The sequence below is a fragment of the Bacillus sp. Brlt_9 genome, assembly GCF_051948935.1.
Lineage (GTDB): Bacteria > Bacillota > Bacilli > Bacillales > Bacillaceae_G > Bacillus_A.
The window spans coordinates 14,396-38,787 of sequence record NZ_JAYJLO010000005.1; the positions used below are offsets into that span (position 1 = coordinate 14,396).

Annotated in this window: 23 protein-coding genes, 1 pseudogene and 1 other annotated feature; of the genes and pseudogenes, 14 read left to right on the forward strand and 10 right to left on the reverse strand. The window is 35.4% G+C overall.

Features of this window, described 5'->3' with window-relative positions; translation table 11 throughout:
- Nucleotides 1-47 precede the first annotated feature (47 nt).
- Both VF726_RS19975 and VF726_RS19980 read left to right on the forward strand, forming a co-directional pair.
- Nucleotides 48-797: an IclR family transcriptional regulator gene (locus VF726_RS19975; protein ID WP_440171460.1), complete on the forward strand. Its 750-nt coding sequence runs from the start codon at nt 48-50 to the stop codon at nt 795-797.
- 74 nt (nt 798-871) lie between these two features.
- Nucleotides 872-2,512 carry a M20/M25/M40 family metallo-hydrolase gene (locus tag VF726_RS19980; protein ID WP_440171462.1) on the forward strand — a complete coding sequence of 547 codons (1,641 nt, stop codon included), beginning with the start codon at nt 872-874 and terminating at the stop codon, nt 2,510-2,512.
- A gap of 191 nt (nt 2,513-2,703) precedes the next feature.
- Here the strand turns inward: VF726_RS19980 and proC are convergent, their stop codons facing one another.
- Complete coding sequence (gene proC, locus VF726_RS19985) at nt 2,704-3,522, reverse strand: pyrroline-5-carboxylate reductase (protein ID WP_440171464.1); 819 nt, start codon at nt 3,520-3,522, stop codon at nt 2,704-2,706.
- A gap of 329 nt (nt 3,523-3,851) precedes the next feature.
- Nucleotides 3,852-4,062 (forward strand) — a binding site (T-box leader).
- A gap of 145 nt (nt 4,063-4,207) precedes the next feature.
- Between proC and proB the strand changes: the two genes are divergently transcribed.
- On the forward strand, nt 4,208-5,311 hold the full coding sequence (gene proB, locus VF726_RS19990) for a glutamate 5-kinase (RefSeq protein WP_440171466.1): 1,104 nt from the start codon (nt 4,208-4,210) through the stop codon (nt 5,309-5,311).
- A gap of 31 nt (nt 5,312-5,342) precedes the next feature.
- On the forward strand, nt 5,343-6,590 hold the full coding sequence (locus VF726_RS19995; RefSeq protein WP_440171468.1) for a glutamate-5-semialdehyde dehydrogenase: 1,248 nt from the start codon (nt 5,343-5,345) through the stop codon (nt 6,588-6,590).
- A gap of 49 nt (nt 6,591-6,639) precedes the next feature.
- Here the strand turns inward: VF726_RS19995 and VF726_RS20000 are convergent, their stop codons facing one another.
- The gene (locus VF726_RS20000; protein WP_440171470.1) at nt 6,640-7,833 is read right to left on the reverse strand and encodes a NupC/NupG family nucleoside CNT transporter; all 1,194 of its coding nucleotides are present in this window, start codon (nt 7,831-7,833) and stop codon (nt 6,640-6,642) included.
- A 165-nt stretch (nt 7,834-7,998) separates the two neighbouring features.
- On the opposite strand from VF726_RS20000, the gene VF726_RS20005 reads away from it, so the two are divergent.
- The 5 genes from VF726_RS20005 (at nt 7,999) to VF726_RS20025 (ending at nt 12,202) form a co-directional block, all read left to right on the forward strand.
- Complete coding sequence (locus tag VF726_RS20005; RefSeq protein WP_440171472.1) at nt 7,999-9,042, forward strand: ArsR/SmtB family transcription factor; 1,044 nt, start codon at nt 7,999-8,001, stop codon at nt 9,040-9,042.
- A gap of 57 nt (nt 9,043-9,099) precedes the next feature.
- Nucleotides 9,100-10,314, forward strand: coding sequence for an MFS transporter (locus VF726_RS20010; protein WP_440171474.1), 1,215 nt, complete (start codon nt 9,100-9,102; stop codon nt 10,312-10,314).
- A gap of 97 nt (nt 10,315-10,411) precedes the next feature.
- On the forward strand, nt 10,412-10,738 hold the full coding sequence (gene hmoA, locus VF726_RS20015; protein WP_000469503.1) for a heme-degrading monooxygenase HmoA: 327 nt from the start codon (nt 10,412-10,414) through the stop codon (nt 10,736-10,738).
- 108 nt (nt 10,739-10,846) lie between these two features.
- On the forward strand, nt 10,847-11,434 hold the full coding sequence (locus VF726_RS20020; RefSeq protein WP_440171477.1) for a hypothetical protein: 588 nt from the start codon (nt 10,847-10,849) through the stop codon (nt 11,432-11,434).
- A gap of 75 nt (nt 11,435-11,509) precedes the next feature.
- On the forward strand, nt 11,510-12,202 hold the full coding sequence (locus tag VF726_RS20025; protein ID WP_440171479.1) for a nucleotidyltransferase domain-containing protein: 693 nt from the start codon (nt 11,510-11,512) through the stop codon (nt 12,200-12,202).
- Between the two features lie 144 nt (nt 12,203-12,346).
- On the opposite strand, the gene VF726_RS20030 is transcribed toward VF726_RS20025, so the two are convergent.
- Nucleotides 12,347-12,949 (reverse strand): hypothetical protein, encoded by a 603-nt coding sequence (locus VF726_RS20030; RefSeq protein ID WP_440171481.1) that lies wholly within the window; start codon nt 12,947-12,949, stop codon nt 12,347-12,349.
- Between the two features lie 251 nt (nt 12,950-13,200).
- Between VF726_RS20030 and VF726_RS20035 the strand changes: the two genes are divergently transcribed.
- Complete coding sequence (locus tag VF726_RS20035) at nt 13,201-13,704, forward strand: GNAT family N-acetyltransferase (protein WP_440171483.1); 504 nt, start codon at nt 13,201-13,203, stop codon at nt 13,702-13,704.
- Between the two features lie 118 nt (nt 13,705-13,822).
- Here VF726_RS20035 and lsrF read toward each other — a convergent pair whose 3' ends face one another.
- From lsrF to VF726_RS20060, 5 genes are all read right to left on the reverse strand, one after another.
- Nucleotides 13,823-14,605: a 3-hydroxy-5-phosphonooxypentane-2,4-dione thiolase gene (gene lsrF, locus VF726_RS20040; protein WP_440171485.1), complete on the reverse strand. Its 783-nt coding sequence runs from the start codon at nt 14,603-14,605 to the stop codon at nt 13,823-13,825.
- A gap of 6 nt (nt 14,606-14,611) precedes the next feature.
- Nucleotides 14,612-14,974 (reverse strand): cupin domain-containing protein, encoded by a 363-nt coding sequence (locus tag VF726_RS20045; protein ID WP_000909986.1) that lies wholly within the window; start codon nt 14,972-14,974, stop codon nt 14,612-14,614.
- Nucleotides 14,975-14,999: 25 nt separating this feature from the next.
- Entirely contained in the window at nt 15,000-16,562 is a 1,563-nt protein-coding gene (gene lsrK / locus VF726_RS20050; protein ID WP_440171488.1) for an autoinducer-2 kinase, read from the reverse strand.
- The gene (locus VF726_RS20055; protein WP_440171490.1) at nt 16,562-17,494 is read right to left on the reverse strand and encodes a sugar-binding transcriptional regulator; all 933 of its coding nucleotides are present in this window, start codon (nt 17,492-17,494) and stop codon (nt 16,562-16,564) included. The genes lsrK and VF726_RS20055 overlap by 1 nt, the downstream gene beginning before the upstream one ends.
- A gap of 486 nt (nt 17,495-17,980) precedes the next feature.
- Entirely contained in the window at nt 17,981-19,483 is a 1,503-nt protein-coding gene (locus VF726_RS20060) for a malate:quinone oxidoreductase (RefSeq protein WP_061679966.1), read from the reverse strand.
- Nucleotides 19,484-19,862: 379 nt separating this feature from the next.
- On the opposite strand from VF726_RS20060, the gene VF726_RS20065 reads away from it, so the two are divergent.
- A complete protein-coding gene (locus tag VF726_RS20065) occupies nt 19,863-20,909 on the forward strand; it encodes a DUF2332 domain-containing protein (RefSeq protein WP_440171492.1) in 1,047 nt (348 codons plus the stop codon).
- Nucleotides 20,910-20,954: 45 nt separating this feature from the next.
- Here the strand turns inward: VF726_RS20065 and VF726_RS20070 are convergent, their stop codons facing one another.
- Nucleotides 20,955-21,437, reverse strand: coding sequence for a hypothetical protein (locus VF726_RS20070; protein ID WP_440171494.1), 483 nt, complete (start codon nt 21,435-21,437; stop codon nt 20,955-20,957).
- 131 nt (nt 21,438-21,568) lie between these two features.
- On the opposite strand from VF726_RS20070, the gene VF726_RS20075 reads away from it, so the two are divergent.
- A complete protein-coding gene (locus tag VF726_RS20075; protein WP_440171496.1) occupies nt 21,569-22,147 on the forward strand; it encodes a sigma-70 family RNA polymerase sigma factor in 579 nt (192 codons plus the stop codon).
- Complete coding sequence (locus VF726_RS20080; protein WP_440171498.1) at nt 22,137-23,135, forward strand: hypothetical protein; 999 nt, start codon at nt 22,137-22,139, stop codon at nt 23,133-23,135. The genes VF726_RS20075 and VF726_RS20080 overlap by 11 nt, the downstream gene beginning before the upstream one ends.
- 40 nt (nt 23,136-23,175) lie before the next feature.
- Here VF726_RS20080 and VF726_RS20085 read toward each other — a convergent pair.
- A pseudogene (locus VF726_RS20085) lies at nt 23,176-23,667 on the reverse strand (GNAT family N-acetyltransferase).
- 175 nt (nt 23,668-23,842) lie between these two features.
- Here VF726_RS20085 and VF726_RS20090 point away from each other — a divergent pair.
- Complete coding sequence (locus VF726_RS20090; protein ID WP_440171500.1) at nt 23,843-24,334, forward strand: nitroreductase; 492 nt, start codon at nt 23,843-23,845, stop codon at nt 24,332-24,334.
- Nucleotides 24,335-24,392: the final 58 nt, after the last annotated feature.

Sequence of the window (24,392 nt, forward strand, 5' to 3'; positions counted from 1 at the left end):
AGGTAATTGAGCGTACTAACATATTACAAGTCAAGTTGAGGTGAGTTATGGTACAGTCCATTGATCGAGCGATAAGTATAATAAAGTTGTTAAATTCTACGAATGAAAAAGAGTATTGGGCTATTTCTGATATTGCGGACAGAACACATCTTCCGGTTAGTACAGTACATAGATTACTTAATTCTCTAATCGAGCATGGGTTAGTTACGCAAATTTCAGAAACGAAACAGTACAAAATTGGGCCAATGTGGATGGAAATAGGATTACGTCAATTGGAGAAAGTAGACTACAGATCAGTTGCAAGAGAAGTGATGAAGCGGTTAGCCTATGAAGTGGAAGAAAGTGTTTATTTGAACATTCCAAACGGAACGCATTCTATTATCATTGAAAGAATTGATAGTCCTTTAAAAATTCGAGTTATCGATAACTTAGGGGAACAAATTCCTCTCTCTATTGGCGCTGCAAACAAAACAATGCTTGCCAATATGAAACAGAATGAAATGGAGTACATTGTAGAACAGCTACTTTCTTCTTTACCAGAACAAAAGCAAATTCTTTTAGATCAAATAGAGCAAATAAGAAATGAAGGATATGCGGTGAGTTATGGTGAAAAAACAGAAGGGACAGCTTCAGTAGCTGCACCTATTATAGGTTTTAATCATAAAGTAGTAGGAGCATTAAGTATTGGATTAATTAGTCATCGCATCAATGATGATCGATTATCTTTTCTTATTCGTAATGTAAAACAAGCAGCTCATGAGATTTCAATAAAAATCGGCAGTACATCAAAACTATAATTTTGATAGCTGTCGTCATTTTTTATTCATATATTGGAATTGATTTTCATAATGCGGAAAAACGGGGGGGTTATATGTCAAAGTGGCAATCAAAAGAGCAATTGGTGCAATTATTAAGTAAACTTGTTGAAATTCCTAGTATTACAGGTTCAGAAGCTGAAGTAATATTGCCAGACTTTGTTGTAGAACAATTATCTGATTTACAGTACTTCAAAGAAAATCCGCATCATTTACAAAAAAATCCGACGGGGGATGGACGGTATTTTGTTACAGCCCTCGTAAAGAAAAGTGATAGTACAAAGAACACCGTAATTCTAGTTAGTCACTTTGATGTTGTAGATGTACAAGATTACGGAGTATGGAAAGAAGATGCATTCAATCCTAAAAAGTTAACGTCTATGTTTTATTCTCATAAAGATGAACTACCAGACCATGTACGTGAAGATATAGAACAAGGAGATTGGCTATTTGGAAGAGGAACAATGGACATGAAATGCGGCCTCACGTTACAAATGGCAATGATTGAGCAAGCCTGTGAAGGAAGATTTGATGGAAATGTACTTTTATTAGCTGTTCCAGATGAAGAAGTAAACTCGGTGGGGATGAGGGCTGCTGTTCCGAGATTACTAGAGTTAGCAAGAGAACACGATTTAAATTATAAAACAGTCCTAAATTCAGAGCCTATGTTTTCAAGACATCCTGGTGACCAAAATAAGTATATTTACACTGGTTCTATTGGTAAAGTGTTACCTGGATTTCTTTGCTATGGTAAAGAAACACATGTAGGAGAACCTTTTGCGGGCTTAAATGGGAGTTATATGGCCTCATTAATAACAGCAGAATTAGAGTTGAATACAGAACTTTGTGATATTGTAGAAGGGGAAGCGAGTCCTCCGCCAACTAACTTACTTCAAAGGGACTTAAAGGAGGATTATTCTGTACAAATTCCGCATCGTGCAGTCACATTATTTAATTTGTTTTTATTAGAAAAATCAATGACAGATGTCGTTTCATTGTTACGTCAAAAAGTAACGAAAGTAGCAGAGGAAATAGAAGAGAAATATGAAAAGCAAGCATATCGTTTTTCTAAATATAATCCGTTTATACCCCCTAATATGAAAGTAAATGTATTAACGTATGAAGAGCTTATCGCTTATGCAATTGAACAACATGGGCAAGAGAAAATAGATGATATTCAATCTAGTATAATAAAAAATAGAGAAGATAAGGATGATCGTGCGGTAACGATTGATTTAGTCGATAAATTAGCCATCTTATGTAAAGAAAAGGCGCCGATGATTGTACTTTTCTTTGCTCCACCATATTATCCAGCTGTTAGTTCACGCAACAATCCGTTAATTAAAGAAGTAGTTGCAGAAATGGAAAAGTATGCACACTACAATCATAACATTACATTTGAAAACCAAAATTATTTTGGAGGCATTTCAGATTTGAGCTATGTGGGCTTACAGAATCCACTAGACTCAATGAGTTCTCTTGTAGACAATATGCCATTATGGGATAAAGGCTATTCGATTCCACTAAAGGAACTAGAAGAGTTTGACGTTCCAGTATTAAATATGGGACCAGTAGGAAAAGATGCACATCAATGGACAGAGCGTCTAGATGTAAATTACGCATTTGAAACGTTATTAGACATGTTACCGATTTGCATTGAAAAATTATTAGTTTCTAATAAAATTCCACAATCATAGTAGGGGATAAGGAAGGGATAAAACAAAAATTTCAAAAGAAGATAGAAATAAAATTATCTCAGTATAATCAAAAGAACGGACAAACTCATATATACTTGAGTTTGTCCGTTTATCATTTAGTGAAAGTGAGAAAGTATGTAATCCGCCATTTTCTAATTAACTTCATAGTAAACGAGATCTCTTTTATCATTTTATTTTTTTGTTTGACCAGACAGTTCAATAGACTTTTGTGTACAGCGCTGCATAGCTGAAATGATGGCTGTACGTAAGCCTTTTTCTTCTAATGTTGCTACAGCCTCTATCGTTGTTCCGCCAGGAGAACAAACCATATCTTTCAATTCACCTGGATGTATTCCGGTTTCTAGTACCATTTTTGCAGAGCCTAACACAGCTTGAGCTGCAAATTTATATGCTTGATTTCTAGGCATACCATCAAGTACAGCTGCATCTGCCATCGCCTCTATAATCATATATACGTATGCTGGTGAAGAACCACTTACTGATGTAACAACATCCATTAATTTTTCACTTACGATCTCTGCTTGACCAAAGCTATTGAAAATGTTTAACACATCTTCTAAATCTTTTTCTGTCACCATTTCATTAGGGCATAATGCAGACATTCCTTCTCCAACGAGAGCAGGGGTATTAGGCATTACTCTTACAACCTTTAATTTTTTATCAAAAGCTTCTTCAGTACTTTTAATGCTTTTCCCGGCAGCGATTGTTACGACTATAGCATCGTTTTTGATGACTTCTTTTATTTCGTTAATGATTGATGCGTATAGGTCTGGTTTAATTGATAAAATTAAAATATCAGCATTTTTAGCTACTTCCTTGTTGTCGGTAGTAGTAGTTAGCCCATATTTTTCGCTAGCGTGTTTTAAATTCGTAGTGTTTAAATCCGAACAAATAACATGATTTGCAGACACTACCTTTTTGTTTAGCATCCCGCCAATGATAGCCATTCCCATATTTCCGCATCCGATGAATCCAATTTGTTTATCCATAATAACTCAATCTTGCTCCTTTTATCATAAATTATATTATTTTGAAATTGTTATCTTAAAATAACAATAACATCTCCATGCAATATAAAGAAACATTCTAAGAGAATATATTCCTTTTTGCAACACAAAAAAATATATTAGACATTATGCAAATAAATACAATATAAATTAAGGTTTCCTGTTTATGAAATAAGAGTTAAGCTTATATTGATTTGTATTTTCATTCAGTAGGGTAATAATTTCATACAAGTAACTCGTCGCTCTATTTATTTTTTAAAATACCTCTTGACACCAAATCAAACTATATCGCATAATATAAAAAATTAAACCGAAAATCGTTGAAGGGAAATAGTACATATGTCTTCTTGCGAAAGAGAGTGGAATTCACCGGCTGAAAGATTCCTCGTATAGAATGTATCGAACCTATCCCTGAGTCTTAAATGAAAGTTTAGGCGTTCGCCTGCGTTATAGGCGCCAAGTGGATATCTATGTATATCAATTAAGGTGGTACCGCGGAACAATGACCGTTTCGTCCTTTTTATTTTATTAAGGGCGAAGCGGTCATTTTTATTTTGCTCTTTAATAGGCTAGGTGCAGCATTGGTGAGAATAGAAGTCGCTGCAATCTGTCTGAATAACAGCGTAATTTATAAAAAACTTTGATTTTAGACTTGGGGGATATAAAAGTGAAAAAACAACGAATTGTTGTAAAGATTGGGAGCAGTTCCTTGGCAGATAGTCACGGAGGCATTTCTAAAGAACAACTTTCAGATCACGTTGCCGCATTGGCTCGATTGAAAGCAGAAGGGCATGAAGTTTTGTTAATTACATCTGGAGCTGTCGCAGCAGGTTTTTCTGCACTAGGCTATCCTAGTAGACCTGTAACAATTAAAGGGAAACAGGCTGCAGCAGCTGTCGGACAAAGTTTGTTAATGCAGGCGTACACGAAGGAATTCCGTAAATACGGAATCGTTACGGCGCAACTATTGCTGACGAGAAGTGACTTTTCTAGAAAAGAACAATATAGTAACGCTTACGCTACGTTAGGAGAGTTATTAAACCGTTCTGCTCTTCCAATCATTAATGAAAATGATTCCATCTCTTTAGAGGAGCTAACGTTCGGTGATAATGATATGCTGTCAGCTTTAGTAAGCGGACTTGTGTCGGCGGATATGCTTATGATTTTTACGGATGTGAACGGCTTATATGATAAAAATCCTCAGAAGCACGCAGATGCGAAGAAATATCATTTCCTTCCAGAAGTTACGGAAGAAATCGCTTCACTTGCTGGAGACGCTGGATCAAAACTTGGGACTGGCGGTATGAAATCAAAAATTGATGCGGCAAAAACGGCACTTTCTCTTGGCGCGAGTGTATTTATCGGAACAGGACGTGGACAAGAGAAGTTTGCAGATGTTTTGAAGGGCAAAGGTGATGGGACGTATGTCGGAAATGCTCCTCAAAAAGAAATGAAGATGAACAAGCAATGGATCGCCTTGCATTCGCTTGTTAGCGGACAAATAGAAGTAGACGCGGGAGCGGCTACTGCTATCATTCGGCAAGGAAAAAGTCTTCTTCCTGCTGGTGTTACGAATGTGTCAGGATTTTTCCAAGTGGGTGAAGTTGTAGAGGTTGTAACGCAACAAGGGCGCGTAATAGGAAAGGGACAATGCACATATAGCGCAGAGGAACTAAGAGAAGTAAAAGGTATGCAAAGCCAAGATATTCAAGCAAGAGGCGAAAGACATAATTATGAAGTCATTCATAGAGATTATTGGGTTTCACTTTAAGAATAGTGAAGTTAAAAAGGAGGAAATAAAAATGAATGAAGTGTTGGCAAAGGGGAAAAGGGCGAAAGAAGTTGCAATGGATCTTGTACTTAAATCTACAAGTCAAAAAAACGAAGCAATTGCTGCAATTGCTGAAAGGCTAATAGTAGAAACAGCTTATATTTTAGAGGAAAACAAACGTGATATCGAAGAGGGTAAGGTAAAAGGATTTTCTGATTCACTCCTTGATCGACTTATGCTAACTAAACAGCGTATTGTTGATATGACAGAGGGGATTAAGCAGTTAATCGAATTACGTGATCCTGCCCAAGAATGTGTAAGTGAATGGGAGCGACCAAATGGACTATCTATTCAGGAGATGCGTGTACCACTTGGTGTTGTTGGGATGATTTATGAGGCAAGGCCAAATGTAACAGTAGATGCTGCTACAATTTGTTTGAAAACAGGAAACGCAGTTATATTACGTGGTAGTTCTTCTGCTATTCATTCTAACAAAGCCATCGTTTCCGTTATTCACCGAGCGCTTAAAGAAACAAGCTTGCCTCCAGAAAGTGTACAGCTTATAGAAGATACAACGCGAGATAGCGCAAAGCAGTTGTTTACAATGAATGATTACCTAGACGTTCTTATCCCAAGAGGTGGCAAACAATTAATTGATACTGTAGTGAGAGAAGCGTCTGTTCCAGTGCTTGAAACGGGTGCAGGAAATTGTCATATATTCATTGATGCAACAGCAGATAAACAAATGGCAATTGATATTATTATAAATGCAAAAACGCAGCGGCCATCTGTATGTAATGCCATTGAAACGATTATACTTCATGAGAAGTGGGCGCAGCAATTTGGTAGCGAACTGTTTTCTACTTTGAAGGAAAAAGATGTGGAGCTACGTGGTGATCAGAAAGCATTGGCAATTGATTCTTCAATTGTACTTGCTTCAGAAGAAGACTGGGGTACAGAATTTTTATCACTCACGCTGGCGGTGAAAGTAGTTTCTTCTATAGAAGAAGCGATTCATCACATAAATAAGTATGGTTCTATGCATTCCGAAGCGATTATTTCAGAAAACGAGGAAAACGTCAGCAAATTCTTCACAGCTGTAGATGCGGCTGCATTGTATCATAATGCGTCAACTCGTTTTACGGACGGATCTGAATTTGGATTCGGTGCAGAAATTGGCATCAGTACGCAAAAGTTACACGTAAGGGGACCAATGGGACTTCCTGCATTAACTTCTACAAAATATGTGATTCGTGGAAATGGACAAATTCGAAAATAATAATAAAAGACACTCAATTGGCTTGGGTGTCTTTTATTTTAAAAATTTTTTACCATACAAATAGTCCAACGAGCATAGCGCTTAATAGGGAAACAGCCATTCCGCTCACAAGAAGCTTCCAAACATTTTTCCCGATGACTGATGATTTTTCACCGCCAAATAATGAATTGTAAGTTCCGTAAATCATACCTACTGTACTAAAGTTAGCAAAAGAAGCTAGAAATGTAGTTGCAACCGCAATCGTATGTGGCTGTAACGACTTTAAATTCGATTTTAAATCCATCATTGCAACAAATTCATTCGTTGTTATTTTGATCCCCATTAATTCAGCTACATACATAGCGTCACTGCCAGATAAACCGAGTAAAAAAGCGAAAGGGCTAAAGATAATCGAAAAGATTTTTTGAATTGTTAAACCTGTTACAAAAAATCCTAAAATCCCGTTTAAACATGCCGTTAAAGCTACATATCCAATTACCATAGCTAAAATAACGATAACCATATTCATTCCGACTAACATACTGTTTGAAATAGTAGAAAAGAAATCCTTTTTTTCATGTTTGGAAGGTGAATACACAACATCTTCTTCTTTCGAGACTTCTACAGGGTTTAAAACATTGGCTAAAATTAATGCGTTAATACAGTTTAAAGGAATAGCACTGAAAATATATGTAGCTGGAACCATTGATAAATAAGCGCCAAGAATGGATCCGCTAACGCTACTCATACTCATAATTCCAAAAGTCAGCAAACGATTTTCTTTTAAAACAGATAATTGATCACGAACGACTGCAAGTGCTTCCGTATTTCCTAAAAACATCATTTGAATCGAAAAGAAACTTTCTAACTTTGGTAAACGAGAAATCTTTGAAATAACTGCACCTACTTTATCAATAATCCAAGTTAAAATTCCGAAATAAGAAAGAATATCGAAAAAAGTAATTACGAAAATGATAGGAAGTAATGCGCTAAAGAAGAAATCAATGTGTGGACTGTCCATAGCTGAAGGGAATGCAAATCGAATACCTTCATTCGCGCACGCTAGTAGCCAACTGAAAAACGACGCAATTTTATTAATGATAATACTGCCGAGCTTCGTGCCTAACATAAACCACGTAATAAAGAGCTCCAATATGATTAGAATAACGATTGGTCTCCATTTTATTTGTTTTTTATTAGGCGAACATAGGAAAACGATTAATATGACAACGAAAATTCCTAACATATTTAATATGAAATACATGTCAACAACTCCTTGAAAGTTATTATTTGTATATAAAAAAGCTCCTATTCTTTTTAATTTAGAATGAATGTATTTCAAATTAAATTTTATTGATTCTGAAAATGCAGAAGGTAAAATTCGATGAATATAGAATTTGATATACAGCAAATAAAAAGGGGGATAAAAATGGAAGTCTATCACATAACGAGTAGAAAGAGGGAAACTTATCATGTTCAAGTGAAATATTCGATACTTTTCGAATGCGCACTAGGCATTGCGGCAATTACTCATAAAAGGTTAATCGATACTCTTGAAAAGAGTCAAAATGAATGGGAAGAAATTAAGGAATCATTAACAGAAGAAATGAGAGAGCACTTACAGTTTGTAGAAGAACATAATACGTGGAAAGCGTTACTTCAGTTGTTGTATAAAGAGGATTTTCAGAACTTATCACAGTTTCATGCTAAAATCGATTCCCTTTCAGAAGAAGACTTGAAGTATATATGTTTACCGTTTTTAGGTGATAAGTATGAAGAGAAAAGACATTTAGCAGTAAGTGGAGATGTAACTGCAATACATGAACTAATGGAACTGACACATGATCATCAGTTTTTCTCTACGTATATTCGTTTTATATGTAATGTTCATGTACAAGTGCTGAAATCACATTTAATTGCTGTTATGACAGGATGGTATGAGAGTGTTATTAAGAAAGAGGAAGAAGAAATACTTTCTATATTAAAACGAGATTATGAAGCAAAGAATGAAATGAATAAAAAGATGAAACCAGAAGAGTTTGTCGAGTGGGCTACAGGTGGCGTTAATTATGTGCCAGAACCAAGTGTTCATCACGTGCTTCTTATCCCACAAATGACGTACAGACCGTGGAATATTGAGGCCGATATTGAAGATACGAAAGTATTTCATTACCCAGTTGCAAACGAAAGCATCCATCCTGAAGATCTGTATGAACCGAATTATTTTTTAGTTCAAAAACATAAAGCTCTTGGAGATGAAGCGAGATTACGCATTGTAAAAATGTTGTTCGAAAAAGAACGAACATTGCAGGAAATTACAGAAAGACTGCAACTCGGTAAATCGACTGTACACCATCATTTGAAATTGTTACGTGCAGCGAAGTTAGTTGATATACATGACGGGAAATATGTATTGAGAAAGAAAGCAGTACAGTCTTTAGCGAAAGAATTAGATGCGTTTTTAAATAGATGATATGCAACAAGAATGCACATAAAGGGAGGAATTTCATAGAAAAGTTGGTGTATAAAATTGAAAAATGTATTGAAAAACCGTTCATTCTTTTTCATGTGGATTGGCAGTGCAATTTCAGAATTAGGCGGGGCTTTCGGAACGTTATGTAATTCAATTCTTGTTTATGAATTAACAGGGTCAAAAACAGCGTTAAGTAGTATGTGGTTACTATACTTTATCCCATCGCTCATACTGCAACTTATAAGTGGTCCATTTATAGATAAATGGAGTCGGAAGTGGATTATGATATTTTCGCAATGGGTGCGAGCTTCCGTTTTCTTACTACCGTTAGTCATGTTATTTACTAGTAGTATAGAAGTTTGGCATGTGTATGTCGTACAAATTATAATCGGGCTAATTACGCCGCTGTATACACCCGCAAGTCAAGCAATTACACCAAGTATTGTAAGCAAAGAACAACTTCAAGACGCAAATGCATATATTGATGGATTGACTCGTCTTATGATGTTTCTTGCGCCTGTATTAGGCGGAGTAGCCATTCATTTGATTGGAACAGAACTTACATTATCTTTCGTATGTATTTGTCTTTTTGTCAGTGGTGCATTATTACTTAATATAAAAGAAAAGAGAACAACGCAACCCATTCGGAAAACGTGGCTAAAACAGTTTCTTCACGGTTTTACATATTTTTTCACAAAACCAATTATCGTTTGGCTCGGTGCCTTTCTTACTTTCGTACAATTTGGAGTGGGGGTAACGTTAGTTACAAATCTACCTTATATAAAAGATGAGCTGTCAGCAGGGTATGCGGAGTTTGGTTATTTTATGGCTGGTTTCCCGTTTGGCTATGTAATTGGATCTATACTAGTCGGAAAAATAACATATAAAAGCCGGCGTATACTTATGCTTGGGGGATTGTTTATAGGAGGACTAACATACATTTTTCTAGGGTTCAATCATAGTATCGTAATTGCGGTGTTCATTGAAGTAGTTGCAGGCAGTTGCATTGCCTTTTTCAATATACATAACACAACAATATGCCAACAAACAGTACCAAATCATATGATAGGACAAGTATTTTCAGTGCGTTTATTTTTCATACGATCTTCTATGCCGTTAGGTGTGTTACTAGGAGGCATACTAAGTGAAATGTGGGGAATAAGAGCACTATACTTTATTATCGGTACGATTATATGTGTTACTTCTTTAATAGGATTATTCCTTCCGTATTTCAAATTTTTAGATGAAGTGGTTAAAGAGAAAACAGCATAATTCAAATAATTATAACTTTTTAATTGAAAATAATTATCATAATCAACTATAATAGAAGAATACTAGTATTCGTATTACAAAGAGGGAGTGGGATTATATGTTTATCGAAACGAAAACATTTACAGTAAAAGAAGGTACATCAAATATAGTTGTAGAACGTTTTACTGGAGAAGGTATTATTGAAAAGTTTGAAGGTTTTATTGATTTAAGTGTTCTTGTGAAAAAAGTAAGACGCGGCGACGAAGAAGTAGTCGTTATGATTCGCTGGGAATCTGAAGAAGCTTGGAAGAACTGGGAAACAAGTGAAGAACATTTAGCTGGACATAGAGCGAGCCGTGGTAAACCAAAACCAGATCATATCATTAATGTGGATCACGCAGTTTATTATGTGAAATCATCGAAAGCGGCTTATCAACAGTCGTAATATATAGTTAAAGTTAGAGGATATTTGTTTATTAATAAACAAATATCCTCTTTTTTTTGATTTATAGTAAAATATGGATGTAATATATATTTAATTGTTTCGTTATAAATGGAGGTAAATGAAGTGAAAAAAATGTTACTAATGGCAGCTTTAGCGACGACATTATTATCAGCGTGTAGTAATAATAATGTGAAAGAAGAAGTATCTAACAATGAGGAAGTAAAACGTGAAAGTAGTACAAAAATAGTAGAGCGGAAGGAGTATATCATTATTGATAAGAAGTATAATGATATATTTCTAAAAGATGCTAACTCAAATAAAGAAGATAGTGTGAAAATAAGTTTAAATGATTTAAATCCAACAAAATGGGAAGCACCTGTAAGAAACGGTATCCCAGATATAGGTGATCATATTTCTTTAGAAAAAGAAGAGGGTAAATATACGCCTACATTAGTAAAAGATCTTGTTGGTGAAATAAAGTATGATGGTACAATTAAATATAAAATTTTAGAAGCAACTAATAAATCAGTAAAGTGGCTTCCACTAAATAAAGAGAACGATGGTGGGGGTGTTCTACCAGAGATGGTAAAAGTAGTGAATGCTTCAAAAATAAAAGCTGGAGATATTGTAACGATTCAAGATAAAACAAAAAGCAGTAATGACGCAATTGTATATGAACTGACAATTGCTGAATAAGTATAGAAGATTGTAAGAGAAGTACAATATATTTAGGTAAGGAATAACTCCATAAAAAATGTTTGGAGGTTACAAATGTTAGAAATACAAACATCAATTAAACATGAACAACATAAAAAATTAGTGCAAACAATAGTAGCTGAATTCTTATCTTTAGATAAGGTAAATGGATGTATGCTTATCGGATCTGTCGCAAGAGGTGATGCATATCCTGAATCTGATTTAGACTTCTATATTCTTTTAGAAGACGGACAAAAGAAGAAATTTCATTCTGAAATAAGAGAAGAAACTTTAGTTGAATATAAGTATGCAGATGTTAATCAAATACTAGTAAACTTTCAAAACAATCCGATGGAACTATACTCATTTTTAGAGGGGGAAATTTTATTTGATAAAAGCGGCGATTTGAAAAGGTTAAAGGAAATAGCTACATATGAATTTGAAAACTATCGTGTTTCTAGTGACAAAGTAAAAGGCATTTCTCATTGGTTGCATAGTTCGCTCATTAAAATTCAGTCTGCTTTGAAAGCAAATGATGAGTTAAAGGCTTCGTACATAGTTCATACGTCAACTTGGACATTGATAGAAGGGATATGGGTTATTAATAACAAACCTACACCGCCAGCGGGATCTGTTTTAAGGTATATTCAAGCATTGCCTAATAAACCCATCCATTTTGAGGCATTACTTTATAAACTATTTTTAGGGGATACGAAAGAACGTATTGAATCGGCAATCGTGTTAATGGAGTGGGTGTTACATAAATGATAGTGTCTAATTTTGTTGGTAAATCGATATCTTGTTTCGAATAGTCGATATATTGAAAAATCGTTGGTATAAATTTCAAATACTGCATAACTAGCAACTAAAAGAGCGTAATCTAGTCTAATTTCTAGCTAGATTACGCTCTTTTTAATCCAATTGAATTTCAAACTCAAGTACAGCTTGATCTTTTCTAAACGGCATATTGAGTTCTTTAAATCGTAACCTTATTCCAGACGAATTATCAGGAAGGGCAGGAGATACAACGAAATGATGACTCAAATGTCCATCAGTGCCGCCACCACCTTCTGGCCAGCAGTCATATGTATCATCTATTGATAATTGGAAGAAACTATGAGGCTTATTTTCATTAAAAGCATCATTTGTAGAATCCCAATCGCTATATAAATAAACTACACTGGCATTTGCATATTGCCGAATAAAAGTTACGGTATACATGATACCTTTATGTTCATATGTTTTAAAAACAGGTAAATGTTTTTTGAATGTAGTTGGTTCGACGCGAGGTTTAAATTCATCTTCGTCCATCATGGAAGAGAATAGTGAATTTAAATAGTCTGGATAAAATCCGTATTGCTCTGCCCATTTATAAATGGCTTCATCATGTGGAAAACCTGGATCACCACATGAAAGTTCTTTTCGTTCTTTTAATAGTGTACAAATTTTTTCATCGATAGTATATAATTTTTCATCGTAATAATCAGTAGGGCGTTCAAAAGTCATACGTTGCATAATCATTCCTCATTTTCTTTATTTTAACAAAAAAGAAAGGGCAATACATTTTTAAATATTAAGTGTAAATCTAAAATCATTTATAAATCAAATGTTATAGACTTAAAATGAAGTTTGATAACAAGGTCTATTTAGCGGAGGAATTGCTTATGCATAAAATAATAATAATGTATGAATCAAGCAGGTATCCCATATGGTAAAGTACGAAACTACTATAAGTAGTACAGTGATATAAATAGGAGGTTATCGCTATGACAGCTGTTTTTAAAGAAATGGCGTTCCAGTTAAAAACGGAACGACTCGATCTGAATATGTGGGAGGAATCTGATGCAGTCTGGCTGAGAAAATTAATTGGTGAACGTGGTGTGGACATGCCAACCATTGAATCTGTTCGTAGCTCTCTTATCGAAATGCGCAAGAAAGCAACTGAAAATGGTATTTCTCTTCTTACTATACGTAGGCGAGAAGAAGGGGATTTCATCGGATACTGTGGCTTAATCATAGGTCGTTCCACGCTTGAAGAGCCAGAGATTGCATATGAGCTGTTCCAACGTGCTCATCGCAATGGTTATGCGACAGAGGCAGCATCAGCAGTGCTTGAGGCTGCGATTGCTACAGGTCGCCAAAGACTTTGGTCTACTGTAGGCGCTTGGAATACGGCGTCTTTCCGGGTTTTAGAAAAGATAGGATTTAAGCGACATCACAGTACGTTTGGTGAAAGTGGTGAGATTGTTTGGAATGTGCGCGATTTATAGAAATCTGACCAAATTCAGAACAAAAAAGTGAAAAAGAAAGCCTCTATGTTAGATTACTAAGAAATCTAACATAGAGGCTTTACCTTATAGTAAGTATTGATTTTGTTAATATTTAAGCTTAATTTTTTACATCTTCATATAATTGGAGCGCCTCTTTCACATTCAATCTGTTTTTCACGATACCATGTATTGCTTGAATCATGGCAGCAGGATTTTCAGATTGCCATATGTTTCGGCCCATATCTACGCCGATTGCACCTTCTTGCAGTGCATTGTACGTAATGTTTAATGCGTCTTCAATTGAATCTAGTTTTGGTCCACCAGCAATTACAACTGGAGCAGGACAAGTGCTTGTGATTTTTTCGAATCCTTCGCAGTAATACGTTTTAATAATGTCAGCTCCCATTTCAACGCATACGCGGGAAGCGAGTGCTAGAAAGCGGGCTTCACGTTTTTGTAATTCCTTTGCGACTGCGGTAATACCGAGTACTGGTAGGCCGTAATCGTGAGCTTCTGAAACTACATTTGCGAGATTTGAAACTGTTTGTGTTTCATAGTCTGATCCGACGAAAACAGAAACGCCGACGCCAATTGCGTTTTGTTTCACTGCTTCTTTTACAGGTGTAACAATTGTCTCATTCGCCAGATCTTTACCGACGACAGTAGCTCCGCCTGAAACACGCATAACCATCGGTGTGCTGCAGTTTTCAGGAATACAGGAGCTAAGTACACCGCGCGTTAAAAAGAGGGAGTCTGTGTAAGGAAGTAAGTTTTTAACCGTTTCAAGTGGCTGTTCTAGTCCGTGAATTGGCCCTAAAAAGTAGCCGTGATCTATCGCTAACATAACCGCTCTGCCATCAGGTAAAATTGTATTTAATCGATTTTTAAATCCCCAAGTCATTTGAAATCACTCCTTCGTTAATGTTGGATTTTCCGTTTGTACCGTATCTTTATTTGGTAAATGTGGTGACTTTATAAAAACTGCTTTAAAAGGTTTGTCAGAATGGTTAATTAAATAGTGAGACTCATGAGGGCGAACTTGCAATACATCGCCTTGTTTAATCGGAACTCTTTCGTTATTCACATAGAAATCAATTTCACCTTCTAATGCATAAAAGACTTCCTCGCACGTTGTATGGTAGTGATTTTGAAACTCCTGCCCAGGCTGAATGACAACAAGGCCAAGATCAATATTCGGACCTTGTATTAAATATTTTGGCCCATTATCACCGAAGCGATAGGAGAAGTCATTTTCATTCGCTTTTAACATACTTTTCACTCCTTTATGTAATGTGTTACAGAGCACCAGGCGCAATCCACATATGTGAGGTGAGCCCTTTATCAGCTAAAGCGAGTTGACTGTCATACACAGTTTTCCATGTTTCATAGAATTCTTTATATAGTTCATGATTTTCAGTAACGGGTTCGAATGTGTTTTCCCACTGTACAAATTGTTCAGCAGTTTCTTCCATAGATGAATATATGCCAGCGCCAACTCCAGCAGCAATCGCAGTTCCTAAAGCAGCTGCTTCTTTCACTACAGGTACTTTTACAGGAATACCGAGAACGTCTGATAAAATTTGTGGCCATAGTTTTCCTTTAGCGGCCCCGCCAGCAAAAATGACTTCAGAAGGAAATGTTCCTGTGAGATTTTCTATTAATTTTAAGTTACCAAGTGTAACGAAGGCAGCATTTTCTTCAATAGCACGGAATAGTTCTTTTTTTCCGCATTTGTCAGCATCTAAACTTAAATTTAAAAAAGACGGTGCAGCATGACGCCAAGAAATGTAGTTCATTACGTTTGAAAAGGTAGGGATAATGCCATGTGAACCGACAGGTACGTCTTTTGCTTGTTCTTCTAATAATGCATAAGCATCTACACCGAGTTTGTCAGCAAGTTTCTTTTCCTCATGGCAAAAAGCGTCTCGAAACCAGCGCATAACAAGGCCTGGGAAAAAGGCAATCGTTTCATATTGCCATAGGTTAGGTACGACGTGACAATTTACCCGAATGGAAGCATGTGGATCCGTTATTGGCTCAGTAACATTCACTTCTTGCTGCCAAAAACTACCGCCGCATATTAATGTTTGATTAGGTCTAACTACTCCCGTTCCAAGTGATGCCATTTGGGCATCTCCGCCCCCAGCGACGACAGGAATTCCTTCACGTAATCCAGTTAATGCCGCACACTCTTTTGTAACGGTACCAATTACTGTACTAGCTTCATTTACTGTTGGTGTAAATGGCAAAGTTAGACCACATTCTTGAGCAATATCGTTATCCCACATTCTATTTTGTAAGTCAAAAATACCGGACGTACATCCGTTTGAGGCATCGATTTGCAGTACGCCACTTAATTTATATAAAATCCAATCGTTTAACATCGTAAAAGAGTAAATATTATTGTAGACGTCTGGTTCATGTTTTTTAATCCAAAGAAGGCGAGGTAAAGCACCTAATGAGAAAGTTTGACCAGATCTTGTATATAAATCTTCTTCAAGATGTGACCGAATTTCTTTTAGTTCACTAACTTCAGCAGATGCGCGCCCATCAACATTTGCGCAAGCCCATATTTCTTGCCCGCCTTTATCATATAAAACAAAACCTTCTCGCATACTAGTAGCGCTAATAGCTAGAATAGAAGAGGGAGAAACATTACTTCTTTGTAAAACTTCTTTCGTACACTGTTGTACTAGATTCCAGTTTTCTATTACATCAAAATTCATAGAACCTGGGTAACGAGGATCCGTGTTATGAACCCATTCTTTTTGACTAACCGCAACTTGATTACCTAATAAATCAAAAAGAACAGCTCGAATGCTTCCTGTACCAGCATCAAAAGCTAATAAATGAGACATTAACAATCACCATCCTTTCGTAATAAGGCGAGGGCTGTTTCCTCATCGGTAATTAATGTATGAATAAATCTCCCCTTTAAAGCACCATAAATTGCATCTATCTTTTCTGTACCTCCAGCAACACCAACGACATGCTTCATTTTGCGCAGAATCGAGAGTGGCGTACCAATTAGTCGATTATGATGTGGGAGGTTTAATAAATCACCATCCGTATTGTAAAACTGCCCTAAAATATCGCCCGCCCCGTTTTGACTACGAATATATGTCATCTCACGTAGCGTTAATTTTTCTTCTTTTACAATCGTTGCATCTTGAGATAGCCCGCCAATACCAACAACTGCCGTATGAGCAAGTGAAGCGACATGAAGCATATCTTTTACACTCGGTTCTGATAGAATACTTTGTGCCATTACGGTTGTAGATGCTAGAAATGGTGTAGGGATAATGTGAAGATCGCCTTGCATGTAGTGAAAATAATTTTGTTTTCTTGGGAGATAGTGATTTACTCCGCCTGTTAGCGTTACGATTGAAAGATTAATAGAAGTTTCAAAATGAATGTTTTCTAGCATTTTGCTAATCGTTTCACCCCACCCAATGCCGAGTAAATCGCCTTGTTGGAGTTGAGTTTCTAAATACTGTGCAGCAGCTTTTCCGAGAGAAGTGTGATAATTGTCTATTGGAGTAGGGATTATGAAAGCATCTTTTAAGTGGAATTTTTTCATTAGGTCACGCTCAATACTTAAACAGTGTAAACCAGTCCCTTTTACGTGAAATGTAACGATACCTTCACTGCGCGCCTTCTCTAATAACCGAACAACTTTATTTCTTGAAATGTGAAGAAGTGAAGCAATCTCTTGTTGTGTTAATTGGTCTTTGTAATAGTACCAAGCTACTTTCGTTAATAAATTTTCTTCAAAGTTCAGCTGTGTCATACTCTTCATCCCTTTCAACAATTGACCACTGCTTAAACATATGTGCTACATATTTTGTTTATTCCAGTTGAAAATTGAATAGTTGGGGGGGATTCATTACTGTTGATTATTAGCCTGACTCCCATCTAACTTCCTTGGCCAAGATTGTATATTGAAATGTGGGTCATACTGAACGTTAATGCGAGTGAAAAGAGAGTACAAAGTCTTTATTGGGAGGGGAGAGCTTAGAAGTTAGGAGAATTGGAAACATGTATGTCGAGGAGAGTTCTATTGATGAGGATAACTTTTAGTTGAGAATTAATATTTACTTATCGTTTTCTATCGGTAAATCGATATTTATTGTCGAATCATTGATATATTGAAAAAATCGTCAATATAATATAAGAAAAGGTCGATGTATTTGAATTATCGTCGATATAATTTCATTCACAATCATTCTTCGCCAGATAACAAAAAAACGTCCGAATATATCGGACGTTTTTTTCTTTAGTTATGAACCGTTTCTTTTTCATTTAATCCAAGTGTACGACCAGTCGAAGTGTGAAGGTCTTGGAACAGTCTTGGATTTTCAGTTAGTGAAATGCCGTAAGAAGGGATCATTTCTTTTATTTTTCCTTCCCATTCTACCATACGGCTTGGGAAACATTTTTCTAATACTTCAAGCATGACGTGAACGGCAGTAGAAGCACCTGGTGAAGCACCTAATAATGCTGCGATTGATCCATCAGCTGCACTTACAACTTCTGTACCGAATTGAAGTGTACCTTTACCGCCAGCATCAGTATCTTTAATTACTTGCACGCGTTGCCCAGCAACTACAATATCCCAATCTTCACTTTTCGCGTTCGGAATGAATTCGCGTAATTCTTCCATACGTTTTTCATGTGATAACATAACTTGCTGAATTAAGTATTTTGTTAATCCCATTTCTTTTACACCGGCTGCTAACATCGTTAAGACGTTATTTGGTTTTACAGAACCAATTAAGTCAAGGTTTGAGCCAGTTTTTAAGAACTTAGGAGAGAACCCTGCGAACGGGCCAAATAGTAAAGCTTTTTTATTGTCTATATATCTCGTATCAAGGTGAGGTACAGACATTGGCGGAGCGCCAACTTTAGCTTTACCATATACTTTCGCATGATGTTGCTCGACAACTTTTTGGTTTTTACATACCATAAATAGTCCACTTACAGGGAATCCACCAATATGTTTTGATTCAGGGATACCAGTCTTTTGTAGTAGAGGTAGACTACCGCCACCGCCGCCGATAAAGACGAATTTTGCTGTATGATGCTCAATTTTACCACTATTCATATCGTGTACTTTTACTTCCCACAAACCATTCTTTGTGCGTTTAATATTTTCGACACTATGTTTGTAGTTTAGCTCGACATTTTTCGTTTGTAAGTAATCAAACAACATACGAGTTAATGCACCGAAGTTAACATCTGTTCCAGAGTCAATCTTCGTTGCAGCCATTGGTTCGTTAGGTGTACGTCCTTCCATAATGAGTGGAAGCCATTTTTTTAATGTTTCAGGAGCATCGGAAAATTCCATACCTTGAAACAGTGGATTTTTTGAAAGCGCTTCAAAACGGTTTTTTAGAAACTCAACATTTTTTTCACCTTGTACTAGACTCATATGAGGTAGGGGCATAATAAAATCTTGTGGATTACGAATTAATTTACTTTTTACAAGATATGCCCAAAATTGTCTTGAAAGCTGGAATTGCTCATTCACTTTTACAGCCTTACCAATATCTATAGATCCGTCAGATTTTTCGGAAGTATAGTTCAGTTCGCATAGCGCAGAATGCCCTGTACCTGCATTATTCCATTCATTAGAGCTTTCTTCCCCGGCACTTGCGAGTTTTTCAAAAACTTTAATTTCCCATTCAGGTGCTAATTCTTTTAGTAATGAGCCTAATGTTGCACTCATAATTCCTGCACCAATTAAGATAACGTCTGTTTTTTGCTGCATGTTGCTCATGATAATCTCTCCATCCCCTATATTGGCAAAAAAGAGTAGGTGTTTTTATATCTAAGCCGTAAAATGAAAACACCGCCTAGGCCCCACCTAGGTATTTACCTTTTTTGTCTCAATTATATAACCATCTCATACTCTATTATAATAATTAATAGACTAAAATATCTAGTGTTATCTGATAATTTTAAACTATTTAACGTTTTATTCGCTAAAAATCTTATTTAACAAGCTCTTTTAAGTTGGTAAATAGAAAAAAATTACAGTTTGAAATTATCTCGAAAAAGCTTACATTTACGAAGTTAGGTAGAGTGGATACCTTTTTATGGAATTTTCACCTTTGTTATAGTATGATTATTCTGAAAAATAAGAAGGAGGGATACCAATGCGCACACAAGAACAAATCGCAAACTTATTTCGAAATTTTTCAATAAAGGAATGTAAAGGGTCAAGTGACTTATATGAATGCTTATCAATACAAATTGCTGAAGATGAGGAAGTACTTACACTATCTTCCTACGCTCAAGTAGGCCAACCAGTCCCAAACTTACTATTAGGCGCCGTACATTATTTATTACTAGCAGGGAAAGAACATCATTTAAAAACGTATTATAGTAGCTTAGTTGAACATGCTAATACGAATTTAGATCAAGCTTTTGGCCATTTTAAAGATTTCTGTAAAACGTACCGAGAAGAAATCATTACTTTATTACAAACGAAACTTGTTCAAACGAATGAAGTAAGGCGATGTGCGTACTTATACCCAAGTTTTTGCTACATATTTAATAAAGTGAAAAAGCCGTTAGCTCTAATTGAAATTGGGACAAGTTCTGGATTACAACTATTCTGGGACCAATATAGCTATTCATATGGAACAGATGACACATACGGAAATATAAATTCGAACGTACATGTAACTTCTGAAATAAGAGGGGAGAATGTGCCTCATTTTCTAAAAGAGAGCCCATCTGTCATAGAAAGAATTGGACTAGACTTGCATGTAAATGATTTACATAGTGATGAAGATTATTTATGGCTACGTGCACTCATTTGGCCAGAACATAAAGAAAGACTTGAAATGTTTGATCAAGCCGCATCTTTAGTGAAAAATGAATCTGTCCAATTAATAGAAGGAGACGGTGTGGAGCTATTACCATCTATTATTAAACAAATAAGGGAAGATGCTGCAATCTGTATTTTCCATACACACGTCGCAAATCAAATACCTGAACAAGTGAAACGTAAGTTAGAAAAACAAATACAAGAAATCGGTGCAAAACGTGATGTATGCCACTTGTATAACAACATGTGGGACCGGGACCTTCATATTGATTATTATATTAACGGAAACGAATATCGTGAAACGGTTGGGGAAACAGAAGGGCATGGAAGATGGTTTAGTTGGAAGCTTGGGAAGGAGATGCTTTGCTAGTGTTTCTTCAAAATGAAAAAATAGCTAATGGTATAGTCCCATTAGCTATTTTTCATTACACTCATCGGGAGTCCAAGTGGCGATTTCATTCCCAGGTGAAGCAACAACAAGCCAATGCTCACATTGAACACCAGCTTGCCAACATTCATAATCATCATGAACTCCATTTACGAAAATAATTTGCCCATTCCCTAACGTAATGATTAAATGAGGGCTTTCTATGCCGAGTTGTATATCTATAACTTTTTGTCTTCTCATTTCAAATATTCTCTTATATGCTTCTTCCTCAGTATAATCGTCAAATTCATTTTCATTAGATGGATATTTATGGGGAGTTTTATTAAATAAACACCATTTTGTTTCGATATTGATATATAATTGCCCCTCATAATGAACTGGATCATGAAAATTTGTAAAGTGAATCTTTATAGCGCCTGAAGAAATCCCAAATTGCAATCCATCAACTTGCGCTCCTATGAAGAGATTTTTTAACACGTTTTCAGCGTATGTTTTACTCTCTATATTCATTTATGAAATCCTCTTTTCCTTAAAAATATACCTTATATTTTTATTGTAATAAATAAATTTCCATGTAAAATGAACCTTTTGTGAGAAACGGGCGAATATAGTGTGAAAGATTATGAGAGGGGAACGTAATTTTGGATGAAGTACAATTAAAAGAATGGCTATATAAAATGGAATCTGGGGAGCGAGAAGCCTTTCGATTTATTTATGAGCACACATGTAAAGATATTTATAAAACAGTAGTATTTTTAGTAGGAAGTCAAAACGAAGATGTAGACGATATAGTGAATGAAGTGTACATACAAATGTGGAAGTCCGTAAAAAACTATGATATGAATCGTTCCTTTCGTTTTTGGTTACATGGACTAGTCGTGAAGCAAGTACAGGATTGGCGTCGTAAATCGTGGCGAAGGTTTCGAATTTTTGAAAAGAAAAAAATGTATGAACAAGATCGCCCTTACATTATGCATGAAGATATTTTACATAAGGAAACACGTAGTGAATTAGTGGAGATTGTACAAAAATTAACTTATAAGCATCGTGAAGTAATAATTATGCGTTACTTCCATGAATATAGTATGGAGGAAATTGCTGCACTTCTTCAAATTCCTATTGGTACAGTAAAATCCCGATTACATATTGCTCTAAAACGATTAAGAGCCGAAATGGAGCATATGCCAGACATAAGAGAGGGAGAAGTAAATGGATTTTGAAAAGTATGTAACGAATGAATTGAAAAGAAAGGCAGCGAATATAGAGCCTTCTCCTAATCTGGAAGATAAAGTACAAGCCTCTTTTTATAAATACCAAAAGATGAAAAATAAAGAGAAGATTTCTATGAAGAAAAAGTTATTACTTGGCTTTATAGCTGCGGCTATTTTAATACCGACTGGTACTTTTGCAGGCACAACAATAATGGATAAAATTGTAGGGACACCAGAAAAAGCAAGACAAGATATGGGAATGACTGAGGATGGTTATAATGGCGTAATGGAACGTATAGAAATTGCTAAAAGTATATTTACAGAAGAGGACTTTGAAAAGTATGTAGCTTTATTACAGGAAACGTACCATTTTTATAAGAAAGTAAGTGTCGTAGAGAATGGTGTGAGACAATATACAGCTACAAATCGTCTAAATGCTGATGAAGAAAAAAGAGATAGAGAAGTAATGGAACAATTAAATACATATGAAGAAAGAATAAATCAACATTTTACCTATACATTTGAACAAGCTGAACAAATAACTGGTTTTCCAATCAAGCATCCAACATATATTCCGGTTGGACATCAATTAGTATTTGAAGAGGTAAAAGCTGAAGCAACACTAGGAAAACCTATGCCGCTTATTACGATGAGATATGAAAATCAAAATGTAAAAAAACAGCCACATACTTCAGAGGAAGAATTAGGTTTTACAATTCATCAATTAGAAATTGTTGAAGGTGAATATAAAGATTATTTTCTTGATAGACCATTTGATAAACCATCTGAAAGAGGACATAATTTTACTGGAGATATAAAAAAATATAAATTAAATGGCTATGACGTTACATTCGGTGAGTATAAAGAATCGAATGTACGGGCTATAAAAATAGTGGTACCTGCAAAAGAAGGGGAAAATGCATATCAAATCTATATAAATGGTAGTATGCTTTCTAAAAAAGAACTTGAGAAAGTAATACTTTCGATGGTTGAATAGGGCGTAATATGTAAAGAAATGATACTTTAGTTCAAAAGTATCATTTCTTTTTTGTACTTAAAATCTCCACAGGCAATTCATCAATCTTGCAAACTTTTTCAGTGGTGAAACCGACGTTTATTAAAATTTTGCGTGAGGGGATATTGTTCGGATTGATAATTGCTTTTAGTACGTTAATATCTGTCTACTTCGCTACATTTAGGAGTTCCTTTGCAATCTTGCTATTATACCTTTTTCCTCAGTGCTTTGGCAAAATCATACAACCAATTTCAGTTTCTTTAACATTATCCTCGTTTAATGTAACATGTCCAAGGCTAATATACTCATTTGTAATAGAATCATATATTTTATAAGAGCCGAATATTTGATGTTTTTCATTACGCTTTAACAGCCTTGTAAAGTCATTTTTCGTTTCATCTAATGGAATAGCGCGTTCAGTAATTTGCGCTATTACTTCTTTATTTGATACGAGTTGGAAATATAAATTAAAATCAATTTCTTCAAATTTAGCTTTTGTATAATATTCCTCCAAACTAAGTTTCAATTGTTCTTCAGAAAAAATAAATGATACATAAATTATAATTTCAATTATAAAATCATTGATCATTGATAAATTGAATTATTAATTTTTGATTGATGCTGTACATACAATAAGTAATTAAGTACGTGTACTATGGAGCGATTACAGAAAAGGGTGAATGTAGCATATGAATCCATTTGAGCAAATGATGTACGTTGGTGTCATTATGTCTATTGTATTATCCGTAATGATTTTAGGATCTTTATATTATAATCCTCGTCTCTCGTTAACTGATTATCCGAAAGATATTCAAAAGGTAGTTTTTCCAAAATCGATTCAAGAAAAAAAGCAAACGATTTACTTTAACATTGCATATAATGCAATTCTTTTTGGTACTCCTTTCGTTTCTACATATATATTACATAAACATGAAAAATTATTATATATTGATGCCTATTTACATACTTTTGGTATTTTAATGATTTTTAATGTAGTAGATTTATTTATACTGGATTGGCTAATCTTTTGCTGGATTACCCCAAGATTTGTTGTTATTCCTAGTACAGAAGGGATGAAGGGATATAATGATTATAAGTTTCATTTAAGAGGGGCTATAGTCGGCACAAAATTTTTAGCAATCGTAAGTTTGTTTTTAGCTGGACTTGCGACAACTATATAGCATAAAAACTATTATTTCATTTTGTTTGGGTAGAAGAATTCTAGGTGACTTTAATCAA

Bases quoted from the DNA above. Each gene is read 5' to 3' on its own strand.
- VF726_RS19975 (WP_440171460.1), top strand. From the start codon at position 48: ATGGTACAGTCCATTGATCGAGCGATAAGTATAATAAAGTTGTTAAAT.
- VF726_RS19980 (WP_440171462.1), top strand. From the start codon at position 872: ATGTCAAAGTGGCAATCAAAAGAGCAATTGGTGCAATTATTAAGTAAA.
- proC (WP_440171464.1), bottom strand. From the start codon at position 3,522: ATGGATAAACAAATTGGATTCATCGGATGCGGAAATATGGGAATGGCT.
- VF726_RS19995 (WP_440171468.1), top strand. From the start codon at position 5,343: ATGAATGAAGTGTTGGCAAAGGGGAAAAGGGCGAAAGAAGTTGCAATG.
- VF726_RS20000 (WP_440171470.1), bottom strand. From the start codon at position 7,833: ATGTATTTCATATTAAATATGTTAGGAATTTTCGTTGTCATATTAATC.
- VF726_RS20005 (WP_440171472.1), top strand. From the start codon at position 7,999: ATGGAAGTCTATCACATAACGAGTAGAAAGAGGGAAACTTATCATGTT.
- hmoA (WP_000469503.1), top strand. From the start codon at position 10,412: ATGTTTATCGAAACGAAAACATTTACAGTAAAAGAAGGTACATCAAAT.
- VF726_RS20020 (WP_440171477.1), top strand. From the start codon at position 10,847: ATGGAGGTAAATGAAGTGAAAAAAATGTTACTAATGGCAGCTTTAGCG.
- VF726_RS20025 (WP_440171479.1), top strand. From the start codon at position 11,510: ATGTTAGAAATACAAACATCAATTAAACATGAACAACATAAAAAATTA.
- VF726_RS20030 (WP_440171481.1), bottom strand. From the start codon at position 12,949: ATGCAACGTATGACTTTTGAACGCCCTACTGATTATTACGATGAAAAA.
- VF726_RS20035 (WP_440171483.1), top strand. From the start codon at position 13,201: ATGACAGCTGTTTTTAAAGAAATGGCGTTCCAGTTAAAAACGGAACGA.
- lsrF (WP_440171485.1), bottom strand. From the start codon at position 14,605: ATGACTTGGGGATTTAAAAATCGATTAAATACAATTTTACCTGATGGC.
- VF726_RS20045 (WP_000909986.1), bottom strand. From the start codon at position 14,974: ATGTTAAAAGCGAATGAAAATGACTTCTCCTATCGCTTCGGTGATAAT.
- lsrK (WP_440171488.1), bottom strand. From the start codon at position 16,562: ATGTCTCATTTATTAGCTTTTGATGCTGGTACAGGAAGCATTCGAGCT.
- VF726_RS20055 (WP_440171490.1), bottom strand. From the start codon at position 17,494: ATGACACAGCTGAACTTTGAAGAAAATTTATTAACGAAAGTAGCTTGG.
- VF726_RS20060 (WP_061679966.1), bottom strand. From the start codon at position 19,483: ATGAGCAACATGCAGCAAAAAACAGACGTTATCTTAATTGGTGCAGGA.
- VF726_RS20065 (WP_440171492.1), top strand. From the start codon at position 19,863: ATGCGCACACAAGAACAAATCGCAAACTTATTTCGAAATTTTTCAATA.
- VF726_RS20070 (WP_440171494.1), bottom strand. From the start codon at position 21,437: ATGAATATAGAGAGTAAAACATACGCTGAAAACGTGTTAAAAAATCTC.
- VF726_RS20080 (WP_440171498.1), top strand. From the start codon at position 22,137: ATGGATTTTGAAAAGTATGTAACGAATGAATTGAAAAGAAAGGCAGCG.
- VF726_RS20090 (WP_440171500.1), top strand. From the start codon at position 23,843: ATGAATCCATTTGAGCAAATGATGTACGTTGGTGTCATTATGTCTATT.